The organism is Actinomycetospora corticicola (assembly GCF_013409505.1).
In the GTDB taxonomy this organism is placed as follows: domain Bacteria; phylum Actinomycetota; class Actinomycetes; order Mycobacteriales; family Pseudonocardiaceae; genus Actinomycetospora; species Actinomycetospora corticicola.
Genome location: NZ_JACCBN010000001.1, coordinates 3,548,365 through 3,574,219, shown reverse-complemented (window position 1 = coordinate 3,574,219; position 25,855 = coordinate 3,548,365). Strand labels below are relative to the sequence as shown.

The 25,855-nt window shown below is 74.1% G+C and carries 21 protein-coding genes; 7 read left to right on the top strand and 14 right to left on the bottom strand.

Features of this window, described 5'->3' with window-relative positions; genetic code table 11:
* Positions 1–8 precede the first annotated feature (8 nt).
* Positions 9–2,366, top strand: a complete 2,358-nt coding sequence (locus tag BJ983_RS31735; protein WP_179794937.1) for a Wzz/FepE/Etk N-terminal domain-containing protein — start codon at positions 9–11, stop codon at positions 2,364–2,366.
* 164 nt (positions 2,367–2,530) lie between these two features.
* Here BJ983_RS31735 and BJ983_RS17330 read toward each other — a convergent pair whose 3' ends face one another.
* The 3 genes from BJ983_RS17330 to BJ983_RS17320 form a co-directional block, all read right to left on the bottom strand.
* Positions 2,531–3,601, bottom strand: coding sequence for a glycosyltransferase (locus tag BJ983_RS17330; RefSeq protein ID WP_179794936.1), 1,071 nt, complete (start codon positions 3,599–3,601; stop codon positions 2,531–2,533).
* The gene (locus BJ983_RS17325) at positions 3,598–5,583 is read right to left on the bottom strand and encodes a glycosyltransferase (RefSeq protein ID WP_343054231.1); all 1,986 of its coding nucleotides are present in this window, start codon (positions 5,581–5,583) and stop codon (positions 3,598–3,600) included. Before BJ983_RS17325 ends, BJ983_RS17330 begins: the two co-directional genes overlap by 4 nt.
* Positions 5,584–5,670: 87 nt before the next feature.
* Positions 5,671–7,458, bottom strand: a complete 1,788-nt coding sequence (locus BJ983_RS17320) for a flippase (protein WP_179794935.1) — start codon at positions 7,456–7,458, stop codon at positions 5,671–5,673.
* A 94-nt stretch (positions 7,459–7,552) separates the two neighbouring features.
* On the opposite strand from BJ983_RS17320, the gene galE reads away from it, so the two are divergent.
* On the top strand, positions 7,553–8,515 hold the full coding sequence (gene galE, locus BJ983_RS17315; protein ID WP_179794934.1) for a UDP-glucose 4-epimerase GalE: 963 nt from the start codon (positions 7,553–7,555) through the stop codon (positions 8,513–8,515).
* 51 nt (positions 8,516–8,566) lie between these two features.
* On the opposite strand, the gene BJ983_RS17310 is transcribed toward galE, so the two are convergent.
* The 3 genes from BJ983_RS17310 to BJ983_RS17300 are packed head-to-tail and all read right to left on the bottom strand — an operon-like array spanning position 8,567 to position 11,605.
* Positions 8,567–9,229, bottom strand: a complete 663-nt coding sequence (locus tag BJ983_RS17310; RefSeq protein ID WP_179794933.1) for a streptomycin biosynthesis protein StrG — start codon at positions 9,227–9,229, stop codon at positions 8,567–8,569.
* Positions 9,222–10,409: a glycosyltransferase gene (locus BJ983_RS17305; protein WP_179794932.1), complete on the bottom strand. Its 1,188-nt coding sequence runs from the start codon at positions 10,407–10,409 to the stop codon at positions 9,222–9,224. Before BJ983_RS17305 ends, BJ983_RS17310 begins: the two co-directional genes overlap by 8 nt.
* Positions 10,406–11,605, bottom strand: coding sequence for a glycosyltransferase family 4 protein (locus BJ983_RS17300; protein WP_179794931.1), 1,200 nt, complete (start codon positions 11,603–11,605; stop codon positions 10,406–10,408). Before BJ983_RS17300 ends, BJ983_RS17305 begins: the two co-directional genes overlap by 4 nt.
* Positions 11,606–11,935: 330 nt before the next feature.
* Here BJ983_RS17300 and BJ983_RS17295 point away from each other — a divergent pair, with 330 nt between their 5' ends.
* On the top strand, positions 11,936–12,994 hold the full coding sequence (locus BJ983_RS17295; protein WP_179794930.1) for a glycosyltransferase family 4 protein: 1,059 nt from the start codon (positions 11,936–11,938) through the stop codon (positions 12,992–12,994).
* A gap of 48 nt (positions 12,995–13,042) precedes the next feature.
* Here BJ983_RS17295 and BJ983_RS17290 read toward each other — a convergent pair whose 3' ends face one another.
* The gene (locus tag BJ983_RS17290; RefSeq protein ID WP_179794929.1) at positions 13,043–13,990 is read right to left on the bottom strand and encodes an aminotransferase class IV; all 948 of its coding nucleotides are present in this window, start codon (positions 13,988–13,990) and stop codon (positions 13,043–13,045) included.
* A gap of 191 nt (positions 13,991–14,181) precedes the next feature.
* Here BJ983_RS17290 and BJ983_RS17285 point away from each other — a divergent pair, with 191 nt between their 5' ends.
* Positions 14,182–15,075, top strand: coding sequence for a phytanoyl-CoA dioxygenase family protein (locus tag BJ983_RS17285; RefSeq protein ID WP_179794928.1), 894 nt, complete (start codon positions 14,182–14,184; stop codon positions 15,073–15,075).
* Positions 15,076–15,102: 27 nt separating this feature from the next.
* Here BJ983_RS17285 and BJ983_RS17280 read toward each other — a convergent pair whose 3' ends face one another.
* Positions 15,103–16,452: a glutamate-1-semialdehyde 2,1-aminomutase gene (locus BJ983_RS17280; protein WP_179794927.1), complete on the bottom strand. Its 1,350-nt coding sequence runs from the start codon at positions 16,450–16,452 to the stop codon at positions 15,103–15,105.
* A gap of 497 nt (positions 16,453–16,949) precedes the next feature.
* Between BJ983_RS17280 and BJ983_RS17275 the strand changes: the two genes are divergently transcribed.
* The 3 genes from BJ983_RS17275 to BJ983_RS17265 are packed head-to-tail and all read left to right on the top strand — an operon-like array spanning position 16,950 to position 19,093.
* The gene (locus BJ983_RS17275) at positions 16,950–17,312 is read left to right on the top strand and encodes a hypothetical protein (protein WP_179794926.1); all 363 of its coding nucleotides are present in this window, start codon (positions 16,950–16,952) and stop codon (positions 17,310–17,312) included.
* A gap of 30 nt (positions 17,313–17,342) precedes the next feature.
* Entirely contained in the window at positions 17,343–18,140 is a 798-nt protein-coding gene (locus tag BJ983_RS17270; RefSeq protein ID WP_179794925.1) for a hypothetical protein, read from the top strand.
* An 11-nt stretch (positions 18,141–18,151) separates the two neighbouring features.
* On the top strand, positions 18,152–19,093 hold the full coding sequence (locus BJ983_RS17265) for a polysaccharide deacetylase family protein (RefSeq protein ID WP_179794924.1): 942 nt from the start codon (positions 18,152–18,154) through the stop codon (positions 19,091–19,093).
* Between the two features lie 71 nt (positions 19,094–19,164).
* On the opposite strand, the gene BJ983_RS32385 is transcribed toward BJ983_RS17265, so the two are convergent.
* From BJ983_RS32385 to BJ983_RS17235, 6 genes are all read right to left on the bottom strand, one after another.
* Entirely contained in the window at positions 19,165–19,611 is a 447-nt protein-coding gene (locus BJ983_RS32385) for a hypothetical protein (RefSeq protein ID WP_179794923.1), read from the bottom strand.
* Positions 19,612–19,832: 221 nt separating this feature from the next.
* Positions 19,833–21,527 (bottom strand): glycine/sarcosine N-methyltransferase, encoded by a 1,695-nt coding sequence (locus tag BJ983_RS17255; protein WP_179794922.1) that lies wholly within the window; start codon positions 21,525–21,527, stop codon positions 19,833–19,835.
* A gap of 264 nt (positions 21,528–21,791) precedes the next feature.
* On the bottom strand, positions 21,792–23,078 hold the full coding sequence (locus BJ983_RS17250; protein WP_179794921.1) for an OmpA family protein: 1,287 nt from the start codon (positions 23,076–23,078) through the stop codon (positions 21,792–21,794).
* On the bottom strand, positions 23,075–24,160 hold the full coding sequence (locus tag BJ983_RS17245; protein ID WP_179794920.1) for a hypothetical protein: 1,086 nt from the start codon (positions 24,158–24,160) through the stop codon (positions 23,075–23,077). Before BJ983_RS17245 ends, BJ983_RS17250 begins: the two co-directional genes overlap by 4 nt.
* Positions 24,157–24,888 carry a hypothetical protein gene (locus BJ983_RS17240; protein WP_179794919.1) on the bottom strand — a complete coding sequence of 244 codons (732 nt, stop codon included), beginning with the start codon at positions 24,886–24,888 and terminating at the stop codon, positions 24,157–24,159. Before BJ983_RS17240 ends, BJ983_RS17245 begins: the two co-directional genes overlap by 4 nt.
* Complete coding sequence (locus BJ983_RS17235; protein WP_179794918.1) at positions 24,888–25,784, bottom strand: hypothetical protein; 897 nt, start codon at positions 25,782–25,784, stop codon at positions 24,888–24,890. Before BJ983_RS17235 ends, BJ983_RS17240 begins: the two co-directional genes overlap by 1 nt.
* Between the last annotated feature and the right edge of the window lie 71 nt (positions 25,785–25,855).

The following is a 25,855-nucleotide window of genomic DNA, read 5'->3' as shown; positions in this document are numbered from 1 at the left end:
GCACACCGATGACCGTGACGTCAGCGCTACGCAAGGCGTGGTGGGTGCTCGTGCTCGGTGCCGTGCTCGGTGCCGTGGTGGGTCTCGTCGTGGACCTCCGGGTCTCGGGGCAGGGGTACACCTCCGCGTCCCAGGTCCTCGTCTCCGGAGGCGGGGGTGGGGACGCCGACGAGGTCTACAACGCGAACCAGTACGTCAACCAGCGGATGTCGACGTACGCGGAGTTCGTGACGAGCGACCAGGTGCTCGGCCCGGCCGCCCAGCAGCTCGGGATCTCCGAGCCGGACCTCGCCTCGCGGGTCACGGCCAACGCGGGGAGCGACACGACCGTCCTGTCGATCGACGTGCAGGGGGCCACCCCCGACGACGCCGTCCGGTCCGCCCGGGCGGTCACCCAGTCCTTCACCCAGGCCGTCGAGGTCCTCGAGACGCCGGCCCCGGGTCAGCCGCCACGCATCACCACGCAGGTCACCGGCGACCCGTCCACCCCGACGCAGAGCCAGTCCAGCTCCGTGCTGCGCGTGGCGGGCGGCGCGATCGCCGGGCTCCTGCTCGTGCTGATCGGCGTGGTCCTCTACGGCTCGCAGTACGTGCGCCGCACGGGGAACCGGGTCCTCGCGTGGGTGTCCAGCGACCCCGACGGCGCCCGGCCCCCGATGATGGGCCCGCCGACCGGGGCGAACCCCGCGCTCGGTCCTCCGCCCGGCTACTACCCGCCGCCCGGTCGGCCCCTGCCCCCGCCGCCGCGACCGTCGGGTCCGCCCGCGCCGCAGCCGGCGGTCGACCCGACCCCGACCACCCCGGTCTCCGCGGCGCAGCTCGCCGCCGCCCGTGGCGCCGGCCCCGGGTCGTCCGAGGCCACCCAGCGGGTGCAGGGCGGCGAGTCCGGTGCCGGCGCCGGGGCGGCGAAGCCGGCCGCGGCCGCTGCCGACGGCAAGCCGTCGGGCAGCTCGTCCGGCGGGACCTCGGGCACCTCGGCCGGGTCCTCCGGGGCCGGGTCCTCCGGCACGGGTGAGGGCAGCGGTCCCGGCAAGGCCGGTGCCGTCGCCGCCGGTGCCGCGGGGGCTGCCGCCGGTGCGGCGGCGGCGAAGGCCGCGTCGTCGTCCGGTCCCGGTGGTTCCCCGGGCTCCGGTCCGCAGTCGCCCTCGAAGCCCTCGGCCGGTCCCGGACAGAAGCCCTCCGCGGGTGGTCCGTCGCCCTCCGGCCCCGCGCAGCAGAACGGTTCGGCGCAGTCCGGCCAGAACGGGCGCCCCGGGCCGGGTCCCGGTCCGCAGTCACCGTCGAAGCCCTCGCCGTCCAAGCCCTCGCCCGGCGGTGCCACGGCAGCGGGTGCGGCGGCCGGGTCCGCGGGCGGCGGTGCCAAGAACGCCGGGCCCGCCAACGGCGCCAACGGTCAGGCCGGCCGCGGTGGTCAGACACCGTCCGGTCCCGGTGCGCCGAAGCCCGGTGCGACCCCCGGGCCGAACGGCGCAGGGCCGAAGCCGTCGCCGGCCGCTCAGCAGAACGGCCCGAAGGGCCAGCAGCAGAACGGCGCGAAGAGCCAGGCGCCGCAGGGTGGCCAGCAGAACGCCCCGCAGGGTGGCCAGCAGCAGAACGGGGCCAAGGGGCAGGCGCCCCAGGGCGGTCAGCAGCAGGGCACCCCGCAGAGCCAGCAGCAGAACGGCGCGAAGGGTCAGGCGCCGCAGGGCGGTCAGCAGAATGCCCCGCAGGGGCAGCAGCAGAACGGCGCCCGGGGCCAGACGCCGCAGTCCGGTCCTCCGCAGGCTGCGCCGAAGCAGGGCGGCCCGACCCCGGGTCCGGCCCAGAACCCCGGCGCCGCGAAGAGCGGTGCCGCACCGTCCTCGGGGAGCCCTGCTCCCGCCGGCGCGAAGGGGTCCTCCGGTCCGGGCGGCGGTGCGGCGCCGAAGCCCGCGCCGGCGGCCAACGGGAGTGCCGTGAACGGGCAGGCCGGCGCCGCCGCGGCAGGGTCGGGTCCGAAGCCCGCTCCGGCCGCGAACGGCTCGGGATCCGCGCCGAAGCCCAGTGCCCCGGAGGCGGACGCCCCGACGACGACGGTCGGCACCTCGCCGTCGTCGTCCTCATCGTCCTCGCCCACGCCTCGACGGCCCGCGCCCGGCAAGCCGGTGTCGATCAAGCCGAAGAGCCCGTCGTCGACGTCCTCGCCGTCGCCGGCCCCGAGCGTGGCACCCGGTGGGCACACCCCGGCCCGCTCGGGCGGGCTCGACGCCGACACCGTGGCCGTCGACATGCGGCGCAAGGGTGGTCCGAGCCCCACGCCCCGGCCCCGGCCCCGGCCCGACGCGACGCCGAACCGCGTCGCGTCGACCACCTCCGGCGACGCCGATCGCGGGGGTTCGCGCGACTGATCTGGTCCGACCGACGGCCCGGCCCTGGAGTTCCCGCTCCGGCGCCGGGCCGTCGTCGTTCACGGGCGCGAGGGTGACGTGGGGCAGGTCGGAGGGCCCGCGCGGCTGCCTGGTGTGAACCTCGGCGTGGGCGGCACCCATGGCGCCGGGCGCCCACGGCCCGCCTACCCGACCGAGGGGGCCCTTCGCTCGGAACCGGCGGCCGCCGACACCCGGGCGAACACGGTCGCCCACCCCTCGGCGGCACGGTCGGCGGAGAAGTGCGCCAGGTAGTGGGCGCGGGCGGCCGCGCCGACCTCGGCGGCCACGGCGGGGTCGGCGAGGCGACCGAACACGGCGGTCAGACCGGCGACGTCGTCGATCGGCAGCGGCGGCAGCGACGGCGGGGCGAACTCGGGGAGGCCTCCGGAGTCGGAGACGATCGTCGGGACGCCCAGTTGCATCGAGAGCACCTGGACGCCGCTCTGGGTCGCGAGCCGGTAGTGCGCGAGGGACCCCTTGGCGCGCGCCAGGTCGGGCAGGACGTCGGCGTAGGAGAAGTGCTCACGCCGCCATTCGACGTGCTCCGGCAGGTCGAGCTCGGACAGCGGACCGTTCCCGAGCAGCAGCAGCCGGTCGCCCCGGTGGGCCGGGGACGCGGTGTGCGCCGCCCACGCCCGCAGCGCCACCTCGACGTTCTTGTACGGGGACATCCGACCGAGCAGCACGAAGTCCCGCCGCTCCGAGGCAGGCACGGGCACGGGGGGCAGCGCCGCCTCGGGGACGTCGGAGGTCACCGGCACCACGTCGATCCGGCGCCCGAACCGCGCCGACAGCACCGCCGCCACGTGCGCGCTCGGCGCGACGACGGCCGCCGCCGAGCGGGTCTGGTGGTCGAGCACCGCGCGCTGGTGCCAGGGCCGTTCCTCGGTCGCGTCGTGGGGGCGGTCGTCGTGGACCACCTGCACCAGCGGCGCGAGCCGGGTCATCGGCAGCCACCGGGGGTCGTGCATGAGCTCGGAGACCACGACGTCGGGCCCGAACCGGCGGGCCTCCGCCGTCACCCGCGCGAGGGCGGGGAGCGTGCGCGGGTCCTTGATCGCCGGGTCGAGGACCCGCTCGTCGGACCGCGCGGCGACCTTCTCGTAGTGCTGGTCGGTGGTCACCACCAGGCACTCGTGCCCGGCCGTGGTGAGGGCGTCGACCTGCACGCGCGTGAGCGTGCGCAGCCAGGGGGACAGCCAGAGGACCTTCACAGCAGCTCCGCCGGCTCGGTCGGGCCACCGGGGACCGGCCGGCCGAACAGCCGGGCGAACGCCCGCTGGTAGGCGTCGGCCATCGCGGCGTCGGTGTAGCGCGCGAGCGCCCGCTCCCGCCCGGCCGCGCCGAGGGCGGCGAGCCGGTCGCGGTCCGCCAGCGCGGTCATCAGCGCCGCGGTCCAGGCCTGGACGGTCGCCGGGGCGACCACGACTCCGGCGGCGCCGTCGTCGAGCATCTCCGGCACCGTGCCGCTGGCCGAGGCCATCACCGGCACGCCCCGGGTCATCGCCTCCACCATCACCAGCGGGAACGCCTCGAAGTCGCTGGGGACGCAGAGCACGTCGGTCTCGGCGAACGCCGCGTCCGGGCCGGACACCGCCCCGCGCCAGCGCACCCGGTCGCGCAGCGCCGCGGGCGTCCGCGCCTCGAGCCGGGCCTTGTCCGGGCCGTCGCCGAAGACGTCGAGCGTCCAGTCGTCACGCCCGGTGGCGGCGAGCGCCTCGATGAGCAGCAGCGGGTTCTTGTACTCGACGACCCGGGTCAGCATGGCGAACCGGACCGGCGCGGTGCCGGTCGCGCGGAACGGCAGCGGGTCGGCGGTCGGGATGCCGTTCGGGGCGGCCATGACGACGTCGGTGAGCGCCTGGTGTCGGGTCAGGTCGACGTGGTGCTGCGCGGAGAGCACCAGCAGCCCGTCGGCGGTGCGCAGGCTGCTCGCGAGCGTGTCGGAGTAGGTGGCCCGGTCGAGCCGCGCCGGGTCGTGCGTCGCGGGCATCCAGCGCCGCTCCTGCCCGGACACGCGCCCGAGCGCCCGCCATGCCCGGGCGAAGGCGACCTCGGTGTTGGTGACCCCGCCGACGACGACGGCCTCGTCGCCCGCGACCTCCACCGTCGGCTGCCACCACGGGACGAACGCGAGCCGCACCCGCGGGTCGAGCTCGGCGGTGTAGAGCCCGAGGCCCTGCAGGCACACCATCGTCACCGGGTGGCCGCGTGCCGCGAGCGCGTTGGCCAGCAGCACCCGCTGCCGCTCGGCCCCGCCGAGGTCGAGGTCGTTCGTCGTCACCACGACGCCGGGCCGCCCGGCCGCGCGCTCGGTCAGGGCGATCCGGCGACGACGGCGGTCGGTGCGCTTGGAGCGCTGCACGCGGTCGAGCACCGCGGTGCCCAGCGAGAAGACCGTGCCCGGCCCGCGGTTGCCCGCGTTGCCGAGCGCCATCACCTGGGCGGCCCGCAGCAGGTCGACCCCACGCTGCGAGGCGAGCGGGTCGCCGGTCTGGGTGCCCGCCGCGGCGTGCCGCACCTGCGGCCCGTCGTCGTCGACCAGCTTGAGCGTCCATCCCGCGCGGCGGGCCGCGGGCTGCCAGGTGGCGTCCTCGCCGTAGACGAAGAAGCGCTCGTCGAAGGGTCCCAGGGCGTTCCACGCGTCGCGGGACAGGAGCAGGCAGCAGCCCGCCATGTAGCCGTCGACGTCGTGCGGCGTCTCGGGGTAGAGGTCCGAGAGCCCGGCCAGGCGCGGGTGCTCCCGGAGCCGCTTCGCGTAGCCGGCGGCGTTGAGCAGGTTCCGCAGCACGCTCTGCTCGCGGTGCGCGACATCCCAGGGGCGCTCGCGGCCCTCGGGGTCGAGCACGGTCGGGGAGACGGCGGCGACGCGCGGCTCCGCGAGGGCCGCCCGGGCCGCGGTCAGCGGACCGATGAGCTCGGCGTCGGGATTGAGGTGCAGCATGTCGGCGTCCGGGCACTGCGCCGCGAGCCGGTTCATCGCCGCGATGTAGCCGAGGTTGGACGCCGAGAAGGTCCAGTGCACCTGCGGCCAGGTCCCCGCCAGCGCGCGGACCTCGTCCGAGCCCGACGACGCGTTGTCCCACACGTACACCGGCGCGTCCGGGAGGTGCTTCTCGACGCTGCGCAGCGCCCGGTCCAGCAGGTCGGCCCGCCGGTACGACACGATCAGGACCGCCAGCTCACGACCCGACACGACCCGATGACTCCTTCGCCGTCCACTCCCCGAACCGGACACGGCGATCGTGGCACGACACCGGGAGTGACCCCGCCCCCGCCCCGGTCAGCCCTTCCGGATGACGCGCATCTCGACGAACTTGCCCTGCTGACGCATGCGGATCGTCTGCAGCGCCGCCATGTCGAGCTCCATGGTGGGCACGTCGGTGATGTCGGCGAGGTCCCGGCGGGGGACGCTGCGGGTGCCGGCGGCGACCGTCGGGCGCATCTGGGCGGTCTCGGCGTCGAGGGCGCTGCGACCCTCGGGCACCCGCGACATGCCGGGCAGCACGGTGGTCGCCGCGTCCAGGCCCACGCCGGCCGGGTCGATCCGCGGCTCGACCGTCGGCGCGGAGGGCGCGGCGCCGATGCCGTCGTCGGCGTTCTCCGCCGCGGCCTCGGCCTCCATGCGGTCGAGGCTCTTCGGGCGCAGCGCGCCGAGCAGGGCGTTGCGCATCGCGGGCGGGATCGCCCCGACGAGCAGCGCGCCGCCGAAGTAGGCGATGCCGCCCGCCGCGAGCGGGATGAGCAGCGGCAGGTCGTAGGTCAGATAGATCGCGCCGAGGGCGAGCAGGCCGGCGGGGACGAGCCGGGCCAGGTAGGCGAACGGCAGCGGGTGCACGCCGTGGCGGCGCAGCCGCCACTGCGAGGCGAGCACCCCGATCGTCTCGGTGACGATCAGCATGATCCCGCACGCCACGGCGCCGAGGTGCGGGATGAGGATGATGTTGCCGACGATGTTGATGACCAGGTTGATCGTCGACATCGTCGTCAGGTAGCGCTGCTCGTGGGCGGCGATGAGCCCGTCGGAGACGATCGCCGACAGGAACGTCATGGCCACGGCGATGAAGAAGAACTGCAGGGGCGGACCGGCGAACGCGCCGACGCCGTTCGAGCCGCCCACGAGGTCGGCCATCCGCTGCGCCAGCGGCCACCCGATCACCGCGATCGGGAAACCCATGAGCAGCAGGAACCGGTAGCCCTGGTCGACGGCGCGGGCGAAGCGGGCCCGATCGGAGTTGTAGGTCTCGTTGATCGTCGAGAGCACGGAGCGCTCGAACACCTGCGAGATCAGCGTGAGCGTGAACGCGATCTGCAGGGCGGCGTAGTACCCACCGATCTGTTCGGACGTGCCGAGGATCGACAGCAGCAGGCCGTCCGCGCGCCAGTAGAGCACCGCGATGATCGAGATGACGGTGAGCGGGAAGGCCTCCTTGAGCAGCTTCCACATCTCGGGCCAGTCGACCACCCAGCTCAGCTGGGTCAGCCGGCGCGCGCCCCACCACTGGATCACCAGACGCAGCGCCTGGGGGATGATCTGCACCGCGCACATGGCGAGCAGACCCCAGTCGAAGTAGGCGACGGAGGCGGCCGCCGAGAGGGTCAGCACCCGGGAGAAGAACTCCGCCGACGCGGCGGAGGAGTACCGGACCTTGACGTCGAAGACCGGTTCGTAGCAGGACGAGACCGTCGTGAAGATCAGTCCGACGGCCAGGACGCAGACCGCGGCCTGCTGCTCGTAGTCGCCCCAGTAGACGCCGATGCCCGCGATCGCGGCGATGATCGCCAACGGGAGCGCGTACACCGTCGAGAAGGAGATGTTCATCCCGACGAGGCGCTCGAGGTTCCCGCCGAGGCCCGCCACGCGGCGCACGATGATGGTGCCCAGGCCGAGCTCGGTGAAGGCCTCGAAGGTCTGCGCGAAGACGACCGCCGCGGCGAGGACGCCGTACCCGCCCTCGCCGAGGTAGCGGGTGGCGATGCCGAGGGTGACCATCGACAGCGGCAGCGCCGAGAACTTGGCGAGCACCTGGATCGCGACGCCTCGGGCGATCGCCGTGGACCGGGTGCTCATCGGTCCGAATGCTACTCGTGGGCCTCCGGACCGCCCCCGGGCGGCGGTCCCCTCGGCGGGGACGGCGCCCGTCGCTGACTAGGGTGACCTCCCGATGGACGTCCGGAACTCGACCTGGCTGCTGACCGGCGGTGCCGGCTACATCGGGTCCCACGTGCTGCGGGCCCTGCGGGCCGCGGGGCACGACGCGGTGGTGCTCGACGACCTGTCGACGGGGCTGGTCGAGCGCCTGCCCGACGACGTCGAGCTGCTGCGCCACGACCTGCTCGACCCCGGGCTGGGGGAGGTCCTGGCCGACCTCACCCGTCGTCGGGACGTGGCCGGGGTGGTGCACCTCGCGGCGAAGAAGTCGGTGCCGGAGTCGGTCGCGGTCCCGCTCACCTACTACGAGCACAACGTCGGCGGCACGGTGGCGATCCTGCGCGCCGCGACGGCCGCGGGGATCGGGCGGTTCCTGTACTCCTCGAGCGCGGCGGTGTACGGCGAGACCTCGGCCGAGCCCGTCACCGAGGAGCACCCCACCCTGCCGACGAGCCCCTACGGCGAGACGAAGCTCGCGGGGGAGTGGGCGGTGCGCCGGCACGCCGAGGCCGAGGGCCTGGGGTGGACCGCGCTGCGCTACTTCAACGTGGCGGGCACGGCGTCCGCGACGCTGGCCGACCGGGGCGCGACCAACCTGCTGCCGCTGGTGGAGCGGGCGGCCGCCACGGGGGAGCCGGTGAAGGTGTTCGGCGACGACTGGCCCACGCCGGACGGCACCTGCCTGCGCGACTACGTGCACGTCTCCGACCTCGCCGAGGCCCACGTCGCGGCCGCGGAGGCGCTGCTCGAGGGCCGGTCGCCCGGGGCGCTCAACGTGGGTCGCAACGAGGGCACGAGCGTGCTCGAGGTGATCACCGCGGTGTCGGCGGCACGCGGGCGGGCGGTGCCCTACGAGATCGTCGGGCGTCGGCCGGGCGACCCGGCCCGCGTGGTGGCGGACGCGTCCCGCATCGCGACGGTGCTGGGGTGGCGGGCGACGCGGGGGATCTCGGAGATGTGCGCTCCGCGCAGGTGAGCACTAAGGGGTGCTATAGCCCCACTTAGTGCTCACCTGGCCGAAGGCCACCTACTCGCCCAGCGTCCCGTCGGCGCTGAGCTTGCGGTAGTAGCCCGTGAGGTCCATGCGGCGCTTGGCGTTCACCGTGGACTTGCCCTCGTCGACGAACAGCCGCAGCGGGATCGCGCGGAAGTCGAAGCTCACGCGCGAGGTGTCGGTGTCGTTCGCGTAGTTGCCGTGGCGGTTGTTCACGGCGTCGAACCGGAACACCTCGCCGGGCTCGACGACGGCGGGGGAGTAGGTGTCGCTGCCCGGGGCGTCCTCGATCCACATCGAGTTGGTGCCGTAGGCGCGGGTCAGCGGCAGCCAGTAGTTCAGGGTGGCCGGCTGGTGGTTGTAGTCGGAGTCCTTGTGGAACTCGGACACCGCCACGCTGCCCGGGCGGTGCACCCGGAAGGTGGGCACGCGCTGTACGGCGAGGTCCTCGCCGTACTGCGGCAGGATCCACTCGACGAGGAAGCGGTCGTAGAGGTCCCGCACCTGGTCGTACTCGCGGTAGAAGATCGAGTGGTCGTCGGAGTCCTGGTCGTGGTTGTCCACGTCCGCCCGGCGGCCCAGCTCGTGGATCTTCTCCAGGTCGGGCGTGTCCAGGATCTTGGCGACGACGGTCGAGAACGGGAACTCGATCGGGTCGTAGGTGAGCACGGTGCCGTGCTCGCTGCGGTCAGCCATGGTGGGACTTCCTTCCGTGCCGGTCGGGGAGCTGATCGGGGACGAGGAGCTCGCGGTACAGGGCCACGAGGCGGTCCGCCCAGGCGTCGGCGCCGAACGGTGCGACGCTCTCGCGGGCCCGGGCCCCCAGCTGGACCCGGACGTCGTCGTCGGAGAGCAGCTTGTCCAGGGCGGCGCCGAGCGCCGCGGGGTCGTGCACCGGGACGACGACACCGTTGTCGCCGTCGCGAACGAGGGTGGCGAGGCCACCGACCGGGGTGACGACGGGGCACAGCCCCCACGCCATCCCCTCGAGGACCGACATCGGCAGGCCCTCCCACCAGCTGGGGAGCAGGAGGAGCTCGGCCTCGCGCAGCAGCGCGTCGCGCTCCTCGGGTCCGATCCAGCTGCGGACGTCGACGCTGCCCGCGAGCCCGGCCGCGGCCACGGCCGCGTGCACCGCGTCGACGTCGCCGTGCCCGGCGAGGGTCACGTGCAGGCGAGCGCGGTGCTCGGCGTGCAGCGAGGCGATCGCGTCGATGAGGTCGAAGACGCCCTTGCGGTCGATCAGGCGCCCCAGGAAGACCCCGCGCACGCGGCTCGCGTGCGGGTCGCGCGGCGGGAGCTCCGCCGGCCACTCCACCGGGTTCGCGACGACGGGGACGCGCTCGGCCGCGAGCCCGAGGCGGCTCGTGTAGGTCTCGCGGGCACCGTCGGCGAGGACGATCACGCGGTCGGCGCGCAGCAGCCACGCGACGACGGGGCGCAGCGGCGCGGGCAGGCCGTCGAACCACTCCGCGAAGGCGCCGGCGTGGGTGTGCAGCACCGTCGGGACGCCGCGCAGGCGCGCCACCGTGACGATCAGACCCTTGCGCAGCGCCGAGAGTCCCTTGGCGACGTGCAGGTGCACCACGTCGACGCGGCCGCCCAGGACGAGGGCGACGGCGCGCGCGATCCCGGTCGTCATCAGCCACAGCCGCCGTGCGGCACCGACCTCGTCGTAGGTGGTGACCACCCGGACCGCGACGTCCTCGCGGGCGTCGAGGAAGCGCACGTGCAGCCGCTGGACCGAGGAGATCCCGCCGGGGGTCCCCTCGGCCTGGCCGACGACCAGGACGCGGAGCGGAGCGGAGCCGGACCGGCCGCGCCCGCCGCGGAGCGGACCCGCGACCCGTCGTCGGGAAGGCACCGGCGCCGTCACCGGCGGGCCGGGTCCACCGTCGCGTACGCGGCGAGCAGGGAGGACTGGGAGTGCGACCAGGAGAGCGCGCCGGCGACGCGTGCGCGGCCGACCTCGCCCATCTGCTTGCGACGGACGGGGTCGTCGAGCAGGTCGGAGACCAGCGACGCGTACTCGTCCACGTCGTTCGGACGGGCGTAGAGCGCGGCGTCGCCGGCGGAGACGCGGCCCTCGGTGAGGTCGAACGACACCATGGGCAGGCCCATCGCCATGTACTCCATGATCTTGTTCATGGTGGACAGGTCGCTGAGCGGGTTGAGCGGGTCCGGGGCGAGGCCGAGGCACGCGGTCGAGAGGTAGCGCTGCACGTCGGGGGTGTCGGCCATGCCGGTGAAGGTGACCCGGTCGTCGAGCCCGAGGCGGTGGGCGAGGTCGACGACGTCGTCGAAGGCGTCACCGCCGCCGAGGAACGCGGCGTGCCAGTCGTCCCGGCGCTCCCCGAGGCGGGCGAGGGCGCGGACCGCGTAGTCCACGCCGTCCTGCGGGCCCATCACGCCGAGGTAGACCAGCAGGTGCTCCTTGCCGCGGGCGAGCTCGGGCTCCGGCGGGACCTGCTTGAACCGGTCGAGCGCGGGCGCGCTGCGCACCGTGAACGCCCGGTCGCCCCGCACCCGCCCGCGGCCGACGGCCTTGGAGCGGTAGCTCTCGTTGGTGGAGATCACCACGTCGGCGGTGCGGTAGGTGAGGAACTCGGTGAGCCGCAGGGCCCAGTAGAGCGCGTCGCGCTTCGGGCGGAAGCGGGAGAGGTAGAGCTCGGGCACGAGGTCGTGCTGGTCGAAGACGACCTTCGTGCGGCCGCCGCTCAGCACCTTGAGCACGAGCGCGACCACGAACAGCAGGTCCGGCGGGTTGCACAGGTGCACGACGTCGACCGGGGCGCGCCGATGGACCGCCCGGGCCAGCCGCACCGAGTGGAACAGGGCAGCCGAGTACTCCTTGAGGTAGCCCTGCGGGCCGCCGGATGCCGCCTGCAGCGGGTAGCGGTGGATGCGGACGCCGTCGACGGTCGCCTCGCGCTCGGTGTCGCGCGCGGTGCCCCTCGGGCAGATCACCTCGACGTCCCAGCCGTGGTCGCGCAGCGTCGTGGCCTCCTGCCAGACGCGACGGTCGAACGGCACCGAGAGGTTCTCGACGAGGATGAGTGCTCTTCCGGGCAAGATCTCGTCTTCCGTCCTGTCGGGGGCCAGGGCCGGCCCGATCGGGAACCCGTTCGGGCTCGGACCACGGTAGCGAGGCGGTGTCGGGACCCCGTCGGGTGCCCGGTACCGCACGCAGCACCAGAGGGGAAGACGCACGGCGGGCCCGCGGGTTGCGGTGACGCGCGGCTCCCCGGTGTGACGTCGGGTGCGACGATGGCGTGGGTCCCGGGGCGGGTGGGCAGCCCGCCGCGGCGACCCGACATCCGGCGATCGGGCCGACACCGGACATCGGTAGCGTCGCCGTAGCCCGAACGGGTCACGGACGCAGCGCAGGGGGAGATCGAGCACATGCACGTACACGTGGAGCTGCCCGAGGAGCTCGACGTGGAGGAGTACCGGCTCCGGAACGCCCGCGGCGAGATCCCGGACCACACCCCCTACGGTCTGCACCACATCGGCGACGACGGCGACGTCGTGACCTTCCGGCGCCCGGCGCACGGTGCGGTGGCCTACGCGTCGCGCAAGGTGCGCAACCGGCTCGACGGCTACGAGGCCGTCACGGCCGTGACCGGCGCCGTGCAGCGCCGCGGCGCGGACGCGGTGCTCTGCATGGACGAGCGCACCGGCGTGCCGGCGCTGTTCACCTCGCCGCGCCGTCCGGTGGTCACCGGCATCGGCTGGCTGGAGCGGCCCGACCTGCTCGGCCGGTCCGAGCGCATCGCCACGACGCGGGCGCTCCGGCGGGCGGCCGGGATGTTCAGCCAGTCCCCGGGCGTCGTCCCGATCCTGCGCGAGCACTGGGACGTCGATCCCGGCCGGGTCCACGGCGTGACCCTGGGGATCGACCCCGAGTTCTACCCCGAGCAGCCGTGGGACGAGCGCGACCCCGGCGGCGTGACCATCACGAGCGTCGGCGACGACCGCAACCGCGACCACGACACGCTGGTGGCCGCCGTCGAGCAGGTCCGCGCGGGCGGCGTGCCGGCGTGGCTGGAGCTCGCGACGACGATCCCCGTGACGCTCGCCCCGGACGCCGGCGTGGTGCACGCCCGCCGGATGAACGCCGCCATGCGCGGCCTCTACCGGCGCTCGACGGTGGTCGCGATCGCGCTGCGGTCCAACCCGGTCGGCGCGGGGCTCACGGTGGCGCTGGAGGGGCTGGCCAGCGGGCGCCCCGTCGTCGCCACCGACAACCCGGGCATGGACCACTACGTCGACCACGGCCGCACCGGGATCCTGGTGCCCCCGGGGGACCCGGCGGCGATGGCGGGAGCGATCGCCGAGCTGCTCTCCGACCCCGAGCGCGCGGCCGCCATGGGCGCCGAGGGGCGCAAGGACGTCGAGACCCGCTTCACTTCCGCACACATGGCGCGCGAGCTCGCCGACATCGTCCGCGGCGTCCTCTAGCCCGTTCCCGACGACAGGTCGCGGCGCGACCCGTCGTCGGGAAGGGGTCTAGGACGTGACGAGCGCGCGGCCGGCGTCCGTGGCGACCATCTCGACGCCCTCGAGGTGCTCCGTCCCCCGCATGACCTGCAGGTAGGAGGCACGGAGCCGGGCGAGTACGCCGTCGACGGGGAACGTGAACCCGTCGATCTCGGAGACGAGCGTGAGCTCCGAGATCGTGCCCGCGATCGCCACCTCCTGCGCGGCGAGGAGCTCGGTGCGGTCGATCGGGCGCCGCACGAGACGGAGCCCGTCGCGGTGGCAGATCCGCTCGAGGATGCGGACCGTGAGGCTGTCCAGTGCGCCCTCCGACGACGGCGGGACCACCACCTCGTCGTCGAGCAGCGCGACCACACAGGCTCCGGTGGCCTCGGCGACGCGGCCCTCGCGGTTGAGCAGGATCGCGTCGTCGTAGCCGAGCCGGCGGGCCTCGATCCGCGCGAGCCGCGCGACGACGTAGTTGGCGCTGCTCTTGACGCGGGTGGGGAGGTCGACGTCCGTGCCCCGGCGCCAGGTGGAGACGCCGAGGCGCATCGGCTCGCCGGACTCCTTCTGCTGGGTGAAGGCGGTGATGACCAGCGTGGCGCGTGTCCCCTCACCCCAGTGGCCCTCGGTGACGTAGAGGGTGGGGCGGAACCAGAGGTCGCGCTCGCGCACCAGGAGCTCGGCGGCGAGCTGCTCGAGGCGGCGCAGGAACTCCGGGTAGTCGAAGTCCACCGGGATGTGGAAGAGCTTCGCCGATCGGAGCAGCCGCTCGTAGTGCTCGCGCGGGGTGCGCAGGGAGAAGGTCTCGCTCGCCGGGTCCCAGTAGCCCTTCACGCCCTCGAACACCGAGAGCGCCCGGGTGAGCGCCTCGGCGGAGATGTGGATCCTGACCCCGTCGTACGGCACGAGCTGCCCGTCGACCGAGGCCCACGGCGGCGTCTGCAGCTGCGACAGCGACGCGATGTGTGCCATGTGTCGTATTCCTTCCCGAATGAACCACGGCGAGAAGACGTTCAGTGATCGAACGATCCCGTCGTCGTGATGATCGTAATTCTTCGGACCCCTCGGTGCGCCCGGTCGGACAACCTGTGACTACCGTGCGACGTCTCGGTAGCCAGGAGGTTCTCCTGATGTGGGGAGAACCGGGCGCGAAGGGGGCCGACGTGACGAACGTTCTCTCGAATCCGTCGTTCGACGACGCGACGCGACGCGAACACCTCTACAACGGCGACGTGATGGTCTACGGCGCGACGCCGGCGACGCTCGCCCTCGTCCAGTTCACCCGGGAGCTGGTGGAGGAGGCGTTCGACGGGCGGGACCCGCAGGTCGCGCAGTACGAGATGGAGGTCCGGGACTTCGCGGCGCTGCTCGCGGACCTCAAGCCCCGGTTCATCCACCACCCGCGGTGCAAGGAACTGCTGCCGGCCATCCTCGAGGAGCGGGGCTGCGACCTGGAGCGCACCTACTTCGACGTGCCGCGCCTGCGCACCTCGACCTCGGACGACTACCTGACGACGGGCATCGCGTTCGCGTTCCACCCGCACCGCGACACCTGGTACTCGGCGCCGATGTGCCAGACGAACTGGTGGATGCCGGTCTACCCGGTGACCGCCGACAATGTCATGGCGTTCCACCCGCAGTACATGACCCACGGGGTGCGCAACGGCTCACGCCGGTACGACTACGACGAGTGGAACCGCACCAGCCGGTTCTCGGCCGCCACCCAGATCGGCAAGGACACCCGCGACCAGCCCACGCCGGAGGAGCCGGTGCAGCTCGACCCGCAGGTCCGGGTCGTGCCCGAGGTCGGCGGGATGATGGTGTTCTCCGGCAACCAGCTGCACTCCTCGGTGCCGAACACCTCCGGGCGCACCCGGTTCTCCATCGACTTCCGCGTGGTGGACATCGACGACGTCGAGGCGCACCGCGGGTCGCGCAACGTGGACTCGGAGTGCTCCGGCACCTCGCTCCGGGACTTCCGGCGCTGCACCGACCTCGCGCCGATGCCGGAGGAGCTCGCCGCGCAGTACGACGGGCGGGCGGTCGTCGGGGTCTGACGCCCCACCCGTCGTCCTGCCCGGCGCTCAGCGCCGCCGGGGGGCGGCGTACGTGCGCAGCGCGGGGGCGACCGGACGGCCGACGAGCAGGCCGTCGGTCGACCCGTGCTCGATCGCCTTGCGGTAGGTCGGGATCGCGTCGGCGACGGCCTGGACCGTCCGGTCGACGTCGGCGTCGGTGTGTGCGGCCGAGACCACGAACGACTGGCCGAGCACCCCGCCGCGCAGCAGCTCGGCGAGGAAGAGCGTGCGGAACTCCTGCGAGGGCAGGCCGTCCGGCCCGCGCGTGAGGAACACCAGGCAGTTCGGGTGGCCGGCGACGAGCAGGTGGTCCTGCAGGCCCTCGGCCTCGATGGCCTGGTTGGCGCCCGCGGCGAGACGCTCCCCGGCGTGGCGCATCGCGGCCACCGGGTCCTCGGTGCGGTAGGCCCGGACCACCGCCCGGAACGCCGTGAGGCCGACCGTCTCGGGGCCGTTGGTGGTGGAGAGCAGGAACACCCGGCCCTCGTCGGTCGCGAGGCCGCCGAGCTCCATGAGCTCGCGCTTCCCGGCGAGGGCGGCGATCGGGAAGCCGTTGCCCATCGCCTTGCCCCACGTGGACAGGTCGGGCACGACCCCGTGGACCTCCTGCGCCCCGCCCGCCGCCCAGCGGAAGCCGGTGATCATCTCGTCGAAGACGAGGACCGCGCCCTCGGCGGTGCACAGGTCGCGCAGCGCCTGGAGGAAGCCCGGCTCGGGGGCGACCATGCCGGTCGCGGCCTCGGTGAACACGGCGGCGATGCGGCCCGGGTGCGCGGCGAACAGGGCGCGCACGGAGTCGATGTCGTTGAACGTGAAGCGCAGGGTGGCGTCCCGCGTGGCGGCCGGGATCCCTGCGTGCATGCCGGTGGTGCCGATGAACCAGTCGTCGGTGGAGAAGAACGGCTGGTCGGCGACCGCGACCAGGTCCCGCCCCGTGGCGGCCCGCGCGAGCTTCAGCGCCGCCGTCGTGGCGTCCGACCCGTTCTTCGCGAACTTGACCATGTCCGCGCCGGTGACGGTCGCGAGGAAGTCCTCCGCCGCGTCGACCTCGAGGGTGGACGGCCGGGTGAAGCTCACGCCGCGCTCGAGGACGTTGCGGACGGCGTCGACGACCGGGGCGTACGCGTGTCCGAGCGTGACCGCCCGCAGCCCCATGCCGTACTCGACGAACTCGTTGCCGTCGGCGTCCCACACCCGCGCGCCGCGGCCCCGCTCGATGATCGGGGCCATGCCCTCGGGGTACTGGTCGTCGCCCCGCGCGTAGGTGTGCGCCCCGCCGGGGACCATCGCGTGCAGGCGGTCCGCCAGCGCGGTCGACCGGGTGAAGTCGGGGGCGGGTCTCTCCACGGGGAGCACCTCCAGGTCGCGGGCAGCGGACCGCGGCGTCGGCTACGAAGGGTGTTCGGGGTTCGGTCGGCGGACGTCATCGTCCGCTACCGGACCATCGCGGGCGGCACCGGGGTGGAGAGACCGTACGGCCTTTCTGTCCGAATCATCCGGAATTCATCGGGAGGATGCGGCTCCGAGCCGGCCCTGCACTCGGTGAACGGGCGGTCGGACCGTCGGTGACGCGGGGACGGGTGGGGCGCGAGTTGTACGCTGCGTCACTCCGGGGACGTCCGAAGTCGGACGTTCCGCCCGTCCCGGGCGCGGCTGCCCTGAACGGAGGTGGCCCTCGGTCGGCAACCGGTCGCGGTCCCGGTGCTCCCTGCGGCCGGAGGGCGTACGAGGGGTGGGGACCCGTGTCCCCCGACCGAGATTGCTCGGAACGGCTTCCGATGATGGTTCACATGGCGGAGCGAGGTTCCTGCGGTACGACCCATGACCGCGGTGCATCCGAGGACGGCGGCCCGGTGACGGGGTCCTCGGGGGTGCGCCGGGTGGTCGCCCTGCGTCCGACCACCCGTCGGCCGTCCGAGCCCGTGCCCGCGTGGGCCGAGCCGGGCGTCGCCACGGGGGCGTGGACGCCGTCGTCGACCTGTGCGGAGTCCCCGGACGTGTCGGACGAGGTCGAGGGGCTGGTCCCCTTCGGCGTGGACCTCCCGTTCGAGCCCGACCCGGAGGCGGCCGCCTTCCTCAACGCCCCCCGGCGTCCGCTGGCCTTCTACGTGGCGCCGTTCGGGACGCCGCCGTTCGGCAACCCGCCCGGCGGCGCGTACCGGCCGGCCGTGGGCGCCGCTCCGCAGTGGGGCCCGGCGTACCCGGCCGGAGCCTGATCCCGCCGGTCGGTCCTGCATGATCGTGGGGTGACCTCCCTCGCGGGTCTGGTCGACCGGTTCACGGCCACCCTGCGGTCGAGCGGCCCCTACCGCGCCCCCGACGAGGCCGAGCGGGCCGCGGCCGACGCGCTCGCCCGGGCGATCGCGGACGGCCACGACGTCGGACCGCACGCCGCCGCCCTCGGCTTCACGACGACGGGTGTGGCCGGTCGGGTCGCGCTCGTGGCGAACGCCCGCAGCCCCCGGGCGTGGGGCCTGATCGTGCTGCCGCGGGCCGTGCCGGCGCTGATCGTCGAGGTCCCGCACCCGGCGGCGGACCTGCGGACCGAGCAGATCGGCGTGGGGATCGTCGAGCGGGTCGACGACGCGCTCTACCTCCAGGCGGGCGCGCACCGGCACGCGGGCGCGCCTGCGGACGCCCGCCGTCGGGCCGACTGTCCCGCCGACGTCGCGCACCGACCCGACTCGGTGTTCGCCCGGATCGCCGCCGGCCTCGTCGCGCGCCGCGGGCTGCCGCAGGTGCAACTGCACGGGTTCGCCGACCGGGAGGGGGTCGACGCCGTCGTCTCGCCCGGCGCGGCGGGCGGGTCGGTGGTGCTGGAGGAGACGATCACGCGGATGACCGCGGCCGGGGAACGGGTGCGGCGCGGCGGTGAGCCCGGCTGCGAGGACCTCTCCGGCACCCGGAACGTGCAGGGCCGCGACGCGGCCCGCCACGGCACGGTGTTCGTGCACGTGGAGCTCTCGCGCTCGGTCCGGCGCTCGGCCCGTCGTCGGGAAGCCGCGGCGGAGGCCGTGGGCGGGGCGGTGCGGTCGGCCACCTAGGGTGGGTCGCCATGGGCAACCGGCTCCTCGTGCTCGGCTGGCACAACATCGACCCGACGCCCGGGTTCCCCGACCCGCCCGGCGTGGGCCGCCTCGGCTTCGCCAAGCAGCTCCGGATGCTCTCGCGGTTCGCGAACGTGCTGCCGCTGCAGACCGCGCTCGGTCTGATCGAGGCGGGGGAGCCGCTGCCGTCGCGCGCCGTGGTGCTGACCTTCGACGACGGGTACCGCGACAACCTCGAGCTCGGGATCCCGATGCTGGAGCGCCACGGCCTCCCGGCGACCTTCTTCCTCGTGCCGGGCTTCCTCTCCGGGACCGTCGGCGCCTGGTGGGAGGACCTGTCCGCCGCCTTCGACCGCGCCCGGGCCACGACGCTGGAGTTCGGCGGCACGGTGTACCCGCTGGGGAGCCCGGCCGAGCGGGAGACCGCGCACGCGGCCGTACGGGCGTCGCTCAAGACGCTGGACCACGCCTCGCGGGTGGCCGAGGTGGCGCGGGTGTCGGAGCTGCTCTCGCCGGCTCCCTCGTCGGTCGGCGAGGGGCTGTTCATGGACTGGTCGGGTGCGAAGTCGCTGCTCGCGGCCGGCCACGAGATCGGGTCGCACACCGTCTCGCACGCGATCCTGGAGCGGGAGACCGAGCCGGGGCAGCGGATCGAGCTGGGGGAGTCGCGCGCGGCCCTGGAGTCGGGCCTCGGGATCACCGTCGACACCCTGGCGTTCCCGAACGGCTCGTCGGCCGACTACTCGGAGGTCACCACCCGCGTGGCCCGGGACCTCGGCTACCGGTGCGCCATCACGACGACGGCCGGCCTCGCCTCCGGCGGCGACTCGCCCTACGAGATGCGCCGCGTCGTCGTCACGCCCACGACCGACCTCGCCAGCGTCGCCGAGAAGGGCTGGCGCAAGGCGAAGGGCCTCGTCGGCCGCCGGTTGTCGTCGCTGCGCTCATAGCCCCAGCCCCGTGGCAGGAAAGCGTCGTTGCTGTCATCCAGTGGCAGGAACGCCGCATCCTCGACCGCGGTTCAGCCGGCCGACGGCAGGTCCGGCCGCCACGTGACCTCGGCCGGCGGCAGTGCCGCGGCAACCCGGCGGGCATCGAGGACGTCCCGGTACAGGCCGTCCGGATCGAGGCGGAGCCGGTTCGGGCGGATGCCGATGACGTGGAGGCCGGCCGACCGGTAGGCCCGGTGCTGACGCTCGGTCTCGATGACCTGATCCGGCGTCATGAAGTGGTGCTCGGGGCCTCCGTGGAGGAGGGCGGCCCGGAGGCGTTGCGAGCGCGTGGGGACACCCGTGGTCAGCAGGACGACGCCGGGTGCGAGCAGGCGCCACGGCCCGCCGGGTCGACATCGTCGGTAGACCGTCGTCTCGGGGACACCGAGCCGGACGAGTTCGACGACCGCGATGACATCGTCGTCGGCGAAGGTGCGGAGGTAGGTGAGGTCGTCGGTGTTCGGGTTGCGGCGCATGCCCGTCACGGTGGCGCCGGGGTCGGCGGGCCGTCGATCACGCCCGCCGGAGCCCGTGGATGACCGGGGGGTCCGGTGCCGGTGGGGACGGACGACGACGGCGGACGGACCAGTGTCGGTCCGTCCGCCGTCTCCGAGCCGAGGCGTCCCCCGTCGTCAGGAAGCGGCGGAACTGCCACTGGATGACAGCAACGACGCTTTCCTGCCACGAAGGGCGGGGGCTACCGCTTGATGCGGAAGATGCCCCAGGCGAGCTGGCCGGACTTCCCCCCGTTGACCCAGTTGCGCAGGCCGGTCTTCATGTTCGAGATGTACTCGTCGGAGATCTTCCCGGCGAACGCCTGCTCCGCCTTCTCGAGCTCCGCCAGGACCCGGCCGTAGTGGGTCGTGAGCTGGTCGGTGTGGTCCTCGAAGGTGCAGTCGCTCAGCCCGTGCTTCGCGAACTCGTCCCGGTAGAACCCGGGCGAGCCCAGGGAGTCCAGGTGCAGGCGCGCGAGGATCGGCGTCAGGGCGGAGACGTCCGCGCCGTCGGCGGCCATCGGGTCGGTGAACACGACCTGCCCGCTGGGCACGAGCACGCGCGCGATCTCGGAGACCACCGTCGAGCGCTCACCGGAGTGCAGGAACGCGTCCTGGGACCACACGAGGTCGTAGGCGTTGTCCTGGATCGGCATGTTCTCGAACGAACCGTCGACGACGTCGACGAGGTGGTCGAGACCCTGCTCGCGGGTCTTCTCCCGGTTCCGCTCGTTCTCGACCTCGGACAGGTTCAGGCAGGTCACCCGGCAGCCGTAGACCTTCGCGAGGTGCCGGGCCGCGCCGCCGTAGCCGGCGCCCATGTCGAGGACCCGGGTCTCGGCGGTGATCCCGGCCGTCTCGGCCATCCGCTCCACGGTGCGCGCGGAGGCGGGGGCGATGGCCTCGTCGGGGGTCGCGTAGAGCCCGACGTGGATGTCCTCGCCGCCCCACACCTCGTGGTAGAAGGTGTCGGCGTCCTCGGAGTTGTAGTAGTCGCGCGCGGTGTTCACCGCGGTCGAGTAGTCGCCGGACAGTTCGTCGTCGGTGCGATACATCTTCTCCGCCACGTGGATCCAGAAGTCCGGGGTGTCCTGGCCGTAGGTGTCCTGGAAGTCGCCGTAGGTGTCGACCTTCTGGAACCCGACCTCCTTCATGAGCCGGCGCACGTACTCCTTGCGCAACGGGAACATGTTGAGGTGGTAGACCGACCCGTCGTCGGAGAACGTGTACCGGAAGCGGGCCAGGCCCTCGTCCAGGTACTCCGGCTCCGCGGTCACGGTGTCGCCGCTGTAGTAGTACTTGTGCTTCGAGGAGAAGCCCTCGTCGAGGATGGCGTCGTAGTTGCGCTGGTCGAGGATCAGCACGCCGTCGTGCGAGAGCATCGCGTAGAACTCGGCGAGGGCCTTGCGGCGGTCACGCTCGGAGAACAGGTGCGTGAACGAGTTGCCGAGGCAGATGATCGCGTCGTACTCGCCGTGCACGTCGCGGTTGAGCCAGCGCCAGTCGGCCTGGACCACCCGCAGCACGTGCCCGCGGTCGCGTCCGTTCGCGAACGCCTTGGCGAGCATCTCGGCGCTGCCGTCCGCCGAGACCGTCTCGAACCCCGCCTCCAGGAGCTGCACCGAGTTGAAGCCGGTGCCGGTGGCGACATCGAGGACCTTCTCGACGCCCCGCGCGCGGAGCTGGTCGATGAAGAACGTGCCCTCGCTCGCGGCGCGTCCCTCCCAGCCGATGTAGTCGTCCCACTTGTCGACGAATCCCTTGATGTACTCGTCCTTGTAGTGGTTCGTGTCGCGCACTTCGTTCGGGTTCTCACCGAACTCCTGGTGCACCTCGGCCTCGGTGTACTCCTCGAGGCCAGCCGCGGTGTCGGGGCTCCGGTCTGCGGCTGTGGTCATGTGGTGGTCCTCCGGACGTCGTGCTCGGCTCGCTTCCAACGGGGCTTCCGGAGAGGAGACGCTAGAGCGGTTCGACCACGATGGACACAGTCCACGATCACACTCCGTGTCTGAAGCGATTTAGTGAACCGGTCAGGAATGCCCGCTGCTGGGCCGATCAGCCCTGTTGGGACGGGCCGTCCGGCGTGCAACGGCCAGGTTGCCATGACGTGAAGAGATACCGATCACGTTACTCGAGCAGGCCGATCGGGCACGTGATGTGCTTCACGCCGACGGCTCGACGATGACCTTCCGGTTCGTCGCGGCCGGACCGGGGAGCTGCTTGCCGCCCGGCCCCACGTCGTCGACATAGCCGGGGAACTGGCTCCCCACACCCTTCGTGGTGATCTGGTCGGCGGACGCGCCCAGGGAGACCAGCAGGCCCTTGACCGCCTCGGCGCGGCGCGTCGACAGGTCGGTCTGCGACGCCGGGCTCCCGGCCCGGGCCGTGGTGCCGGTCAGGGCGATCCGCCGGGCCGGGGCCTGCTTGAGGAAGTCCGCGAACGGCGCCAGCACGCCCCGCGCGGCGTTCTCGTCGCGGAAGGTGGCGGTGTCGGGCTGGAAGCCCACCGACCCGTCGTCGGGAAGGGCGGTGGCCTTCCCAGGGGTGATGGTGGGCGGCGGCGGCAGGTCGACCACGGAGACCGGCGGGACGTCCGACGGGGCGTCCCCCGATCGGGGCTCGTCGACGACCGCGACGCAGGACGCGCCGCCCGCCTCGGCGATGCCCTTCCACAGCGCCACCAACGAGGCGCGCTGCGAGGTGTCCAGCGGACCCTGGGGCGCCGCGACGTCCCCGATCCCGGCCAGGATCACCGTGGCGCCGTTGAGGGCCGGCAGCGCCTTCGCGTCGCGCAGCGAGGAGACGACGTCGGCGACCGGTGCGTCGAGCAGCCCGGCGGTGCGGAAGTCGAGCGGCGCGACGGTGGAGAGCCCGGAGTCGATCAGCGCGACCGTGCCGGGCCGGGAACCCTGCACGGACCGGCCGGCGAGGGTCAGCGCGCCCAGGGTGTCGGCCTCCGGGGTCTGCGCCCGCAGCGTCGGGATCGCCTGGCCCAGTCCGGAGAGGAAGGCGTTCTGGTCGTCCTGCGCGGCGATCGCGTTGCCGGCGTCGGTGCGGTAGGTGTCGCTGCCCGCGACGGTCGGTCGACCGTCGACGTTCACGACGGTGAACTTCGGCTGCACCTTCTGGTCGGACGCCCCGGACACCACCGAGATCGCGGCCTGCTGCACCGGCCCGGGCAGGCTGGGCTCGGGCTCGTTGGCGCGCCCGCCGAGGGCGATGGCCATCGGTCCGACCGGCACCGGGCACGACAGCGGCGCGCCCCCGCCGCCGCCGGAGCCGAAGCCGCCCGACGAGTCGTCGGAGGAGGAGCACGCGCCGAGCGCGAGCGCGGCGACCGTGGCGAGGGCGAGTGCGGACGTCCGGAGACGCAGCGGAGCGGAGCTCGACCCGGAGGCCCGGAGACGCAGCGGAGCGGAGCTCGACCCGGGGGAACGCCGCAGGGTCACGAAGGGTCTCCGTTCGGGGTCGCGCGGTGGTGGCCGTTCGTGCCGTTCGTGCCGTGGGTGCCGTTCCGCCGCCCGTTCACGACGGCGGGGGTGGGCGCGGGGGCGCGGTGCGGCGGCGGGTCGCGGCGCACGGGCGGCCGGGCCTCGCGGCCGGGCTCGAGGGCGCGGGCCGGGGTGAACAGCGGGTACGGCGCGGAGTTGGTCAGCCCGTCGGTGATGGAGGGGTTCTGCATCTTCGAGGCCATGAGGTTCCGCGCGTAGTTCTGCAGCTCGAGCATCTCCGCGGCCACCTGCTGGCGGGCGGCGACCCAGCGCTGCTCCTCCCGGTCGCGCTCGTTCTGCTGCTGGCGCAGCGCCTCGCGGGACCGTTCCAGCTCGGCGCGGCTGGCGCGTTCCGCGGCGGTGGCCTCCTCGAGGCGGCGCTCCGCGCGGCGCAGCGCGCCGGCGACCGGGTTGAACGACACGAACGTCGCCACCATGGCGGCGACCCCGCTCGCGAGGAACAGCGCGCCGAAGAGCGTCGCGGGCAGGACGGCGGAGGCGTCGAGCGCGGTCGACGAGCTCGAGCCGAACCCGCCGCCCGACCCGAAGCCGCCCCCTGATCCGAAGCCGCCGCCGGAGCCGAACCCGGAGCCGCCGGACCCGAAGCCCGATCCCGACGACGAGCCGAACGGGTTCGACGACGTCGACGACGGGGTCAGCAGCCGGGTGACGAACGAGGCCACGCCCAGCACGAGCCACACGACGAACGCGGCGACCGTGAGCAGCACCGAGGCGCGCGGGTCGCCGCAGCGCCGCCGCGCGAGCCCCTGCCCGACGAGGTGGGCGAGGCCGACCGACGCGGCCGCGAACCCGATCGTGCCGATGACGATGAGGAAGGTCGAGCCGCGGAACACCCGCGCGAGCACGACGTAGAACGCGGCGATGTCGCCGCCGATCGCGAGCACGATGATGCCGAGCGCGAGGTAGTCCTCCCGCGACCGGTTGATCAGCATCGTCGAGTCGCGGTACGACCCGACCGTGCCGGGCCGGGGACCCCGGCGCCAGGGCAGGCGGGAACCCGCGGAGGGGGTCGTGCTCATCGGGTCTCCTGCTCGGTGACGGTGCTGTCGGCCGCGGGGTCGGGGGCGGGGCCGCCGGCGGCGGAGCGGCCCGGGCCGGTGCGCACCCGCAGCGGGCCGGTGAGGGCCTCGTCGCCGGGGGGTGGACGGCGGACCGCGAGGGCCTGGCGCGCGGCGCGGGGACCGCGGGAGGCGCCGCGCCGCGGGTCGTCGGCGACGGTCTCGTCGTCCTCCGCCACGCCCGGCCGCACGGCGGGGGTCCGGGGGGACTCCATCAGCCGGTCGCGGGCGTCGGCGTAGTCGAGGCGGGCGATCTCCAGGGCGCGCCGGTCGCGCTCGTGGTTCGCCTCGGCGTCCGCGAGCTGCTGACGGGCGCCGCCGACGAGGCGGTCGATGACGGCGTGGTGGTCGGCGTGCTCGGAGTCGATGCGCGCGAGCCAGCCCGAGGACCAGGACGCGATCAGCGGGTCGAGCGCGGCGCCGGTCCCCTCGTCGACCGCGTTCGGCAGGAGGTCGTTGACCAGGGCGCGCACCCGGCCGCGGGCCGCCGCGACGTCCGGTGAGGCCTGGTTCGGGTAGGGCATCGGCCCCACCCGGTCCTCGGCGTAGACCTGGGAGAAGCGCTTCTCCTCCGGTGTGCCGGGGGCGCGCAGACCGGGACGGGCGGGGGTGTCCGGGGCGCCCGTCACCCGGTGGGCCGGGGCGGCCCCGCCGTCATCGGACCGCCGCCGGCGCAACCACTGGAACATCAGGACTCCTCGGGTGACCCGGAGGAGGGGGAGCCCCCGGTCTCGGCGTCGAACACCCATCCCGGGATGCGGGGGTGCTGGGCCACGAGCCAGGGCCCGATGGCGTCACGGCGGGGGTGGTGGCGGACGAGGTGGCGCTCGTAGGCCGAGATGCGGGCCATCGCCTGGGCGTGGATCCGGCGGACCCGCGTCGCGCCGACCACCTCGCGGGCGCGGATCGCGGCCCGCACCCGGGCGAGCTCCTCCCGGGCGGCCGCCCCGGCGCGCTGCAGGCGCGTGACCTCCTCGACCATCGGCCGGCGCAGCGCCTCGTACTCCCGGGCCCGGCGCGCCCGCACCACGTCGTCGGCGGTCAGCGACTCCCCGCCGCGGCGCAGGCCGAGCTGGTCGGACTCGAGCAGGGCCGGCCAGGACGCGACCCGCTCCTCGGCGCGCCGCCAGGCCTCGGCGGTCTCGGTGATCCGGACGCCGAGCGCGGCCTCGGTCTCGAGCAGCGGCGCGAGCTCGACGTCGAGCCGGAGCCGCTCGCGGTGGCTGCGCGCCAGGAAGTCCTGCGCGAGCTCCTCGAGCGTCGGCGTGCCGGACGACCCGCTCGGCAGCCCCGCGCGGCCGTCCGCGCGGGCGCGGCGCCAGTCGGCGAGGCGGTTCGCGAGGGTGTAGGTCGGCAGGCCGGTCGACCCGTCGGGCGGTCGGATCGGTCCCGACGACGGGGCGGGGACCGGAGCGGGCGGGCGCGGCCCGTCGGACGGGCGCGGTGCGGGCGCGCCGGTCACCGGCGTGCCGGCGGCGGGCGTCCCGGGCTCCGGGCGGTGGCCGCCCGTGGGTGCCCCGCCGCCGGACGCCGTGGGCCCGGGCGGTCCCGCATGACGCGGTGGGGGCGCCGCCGACCGGCTCATGGGGCCTCCTGCTCGCGGACCGCCGGGGCATCGCCGGGGGGTCTTCGGTGCCGGACGGCCTCCTCGCGCCG

Coding starts and splice junctions, on each gene's coding strand:
- BJ983_RS31735 (WP_179794937.1), top strand. CDS start 9: ATGACCGTGACGTCAGCGCTACGCAAGGCGTGGTGGGTGCTCGTGCTC.
- BJ983_RS17320 (WP_179794935.1), bottom strand. CDS start 7,458: ATGAGCACCCGGTCCACGGCGATCGCCCGAGGCGTCGCGATCCAGGTG.
- galE (WP_179794934.1), top strand. CDS start 7,553: ATGGACGTCCGGAACTCGACCTGGCTGCTGACCGGCGGTGCCGGCTAC.
- BJ983_RS17310 (WP_179794933.1), bottom strand. CDS start 9,229: ATGGCTGACCGCAGCGAGCACGGCACCGTGCTCACCTACGACCCGATC.
- BJ983_RS17295 (WP_179794930.1), top strand. CDS start 11,936: ATGCACGTACACGTGGAGCTGCCCGAGGAGCTCGACGTGGAGGAGTAC.
- BJ983_RS17290 (WP_179794929.1), bottom strand. CDS start 13,990: ATGGCACACATCGCGTCGCTGTCGCAGCTGCAGACGCCGCCGTGGGCC.
- BJ983_RS17265 (WP_179794924.1), top strand. CDS start 18,152: ATGGGCAACCGGCTCCTCGTGCTCGGCTGGCACAACATCGACCCGACG.
- BJ983_RS32385 (WP_179794923.1), bottom strand. CDS start 19,611: ATGCGCCGCAACCCGAACACCGACGACCTCACCTACCTCCGCACCTTC.
- BJ983_RS17255 (WP_179794922.1), bottom strand. CDS start 21,527: ATGACCACAGCCGCAGACCGGAGCCCCGACACCGCGGCTGGCCTCGAG.
- BJ983_RS17245 (WP_179794920.1), bottom strand. CDS start 24,160: ATGAGCACGACCCCCTCCGCGGGTTCCCGCCTGCCCTGGCGCCGGGGT.
- BJ983_RS17240 (WP_179794919.1), bottom strand. CDS start 24,888: ATGTTCCAGTGGTTGCGCCGGCGGCGGTCCGATGACGGCGGGGCCGCC.
- BJ983_RS17235 (WP_179794918.1), bottom strand. CDS start 25,784: ATGAGCCGGTCGGCGGCGCCCCCACCGCGTCATGCGGGACCGCCCGGG.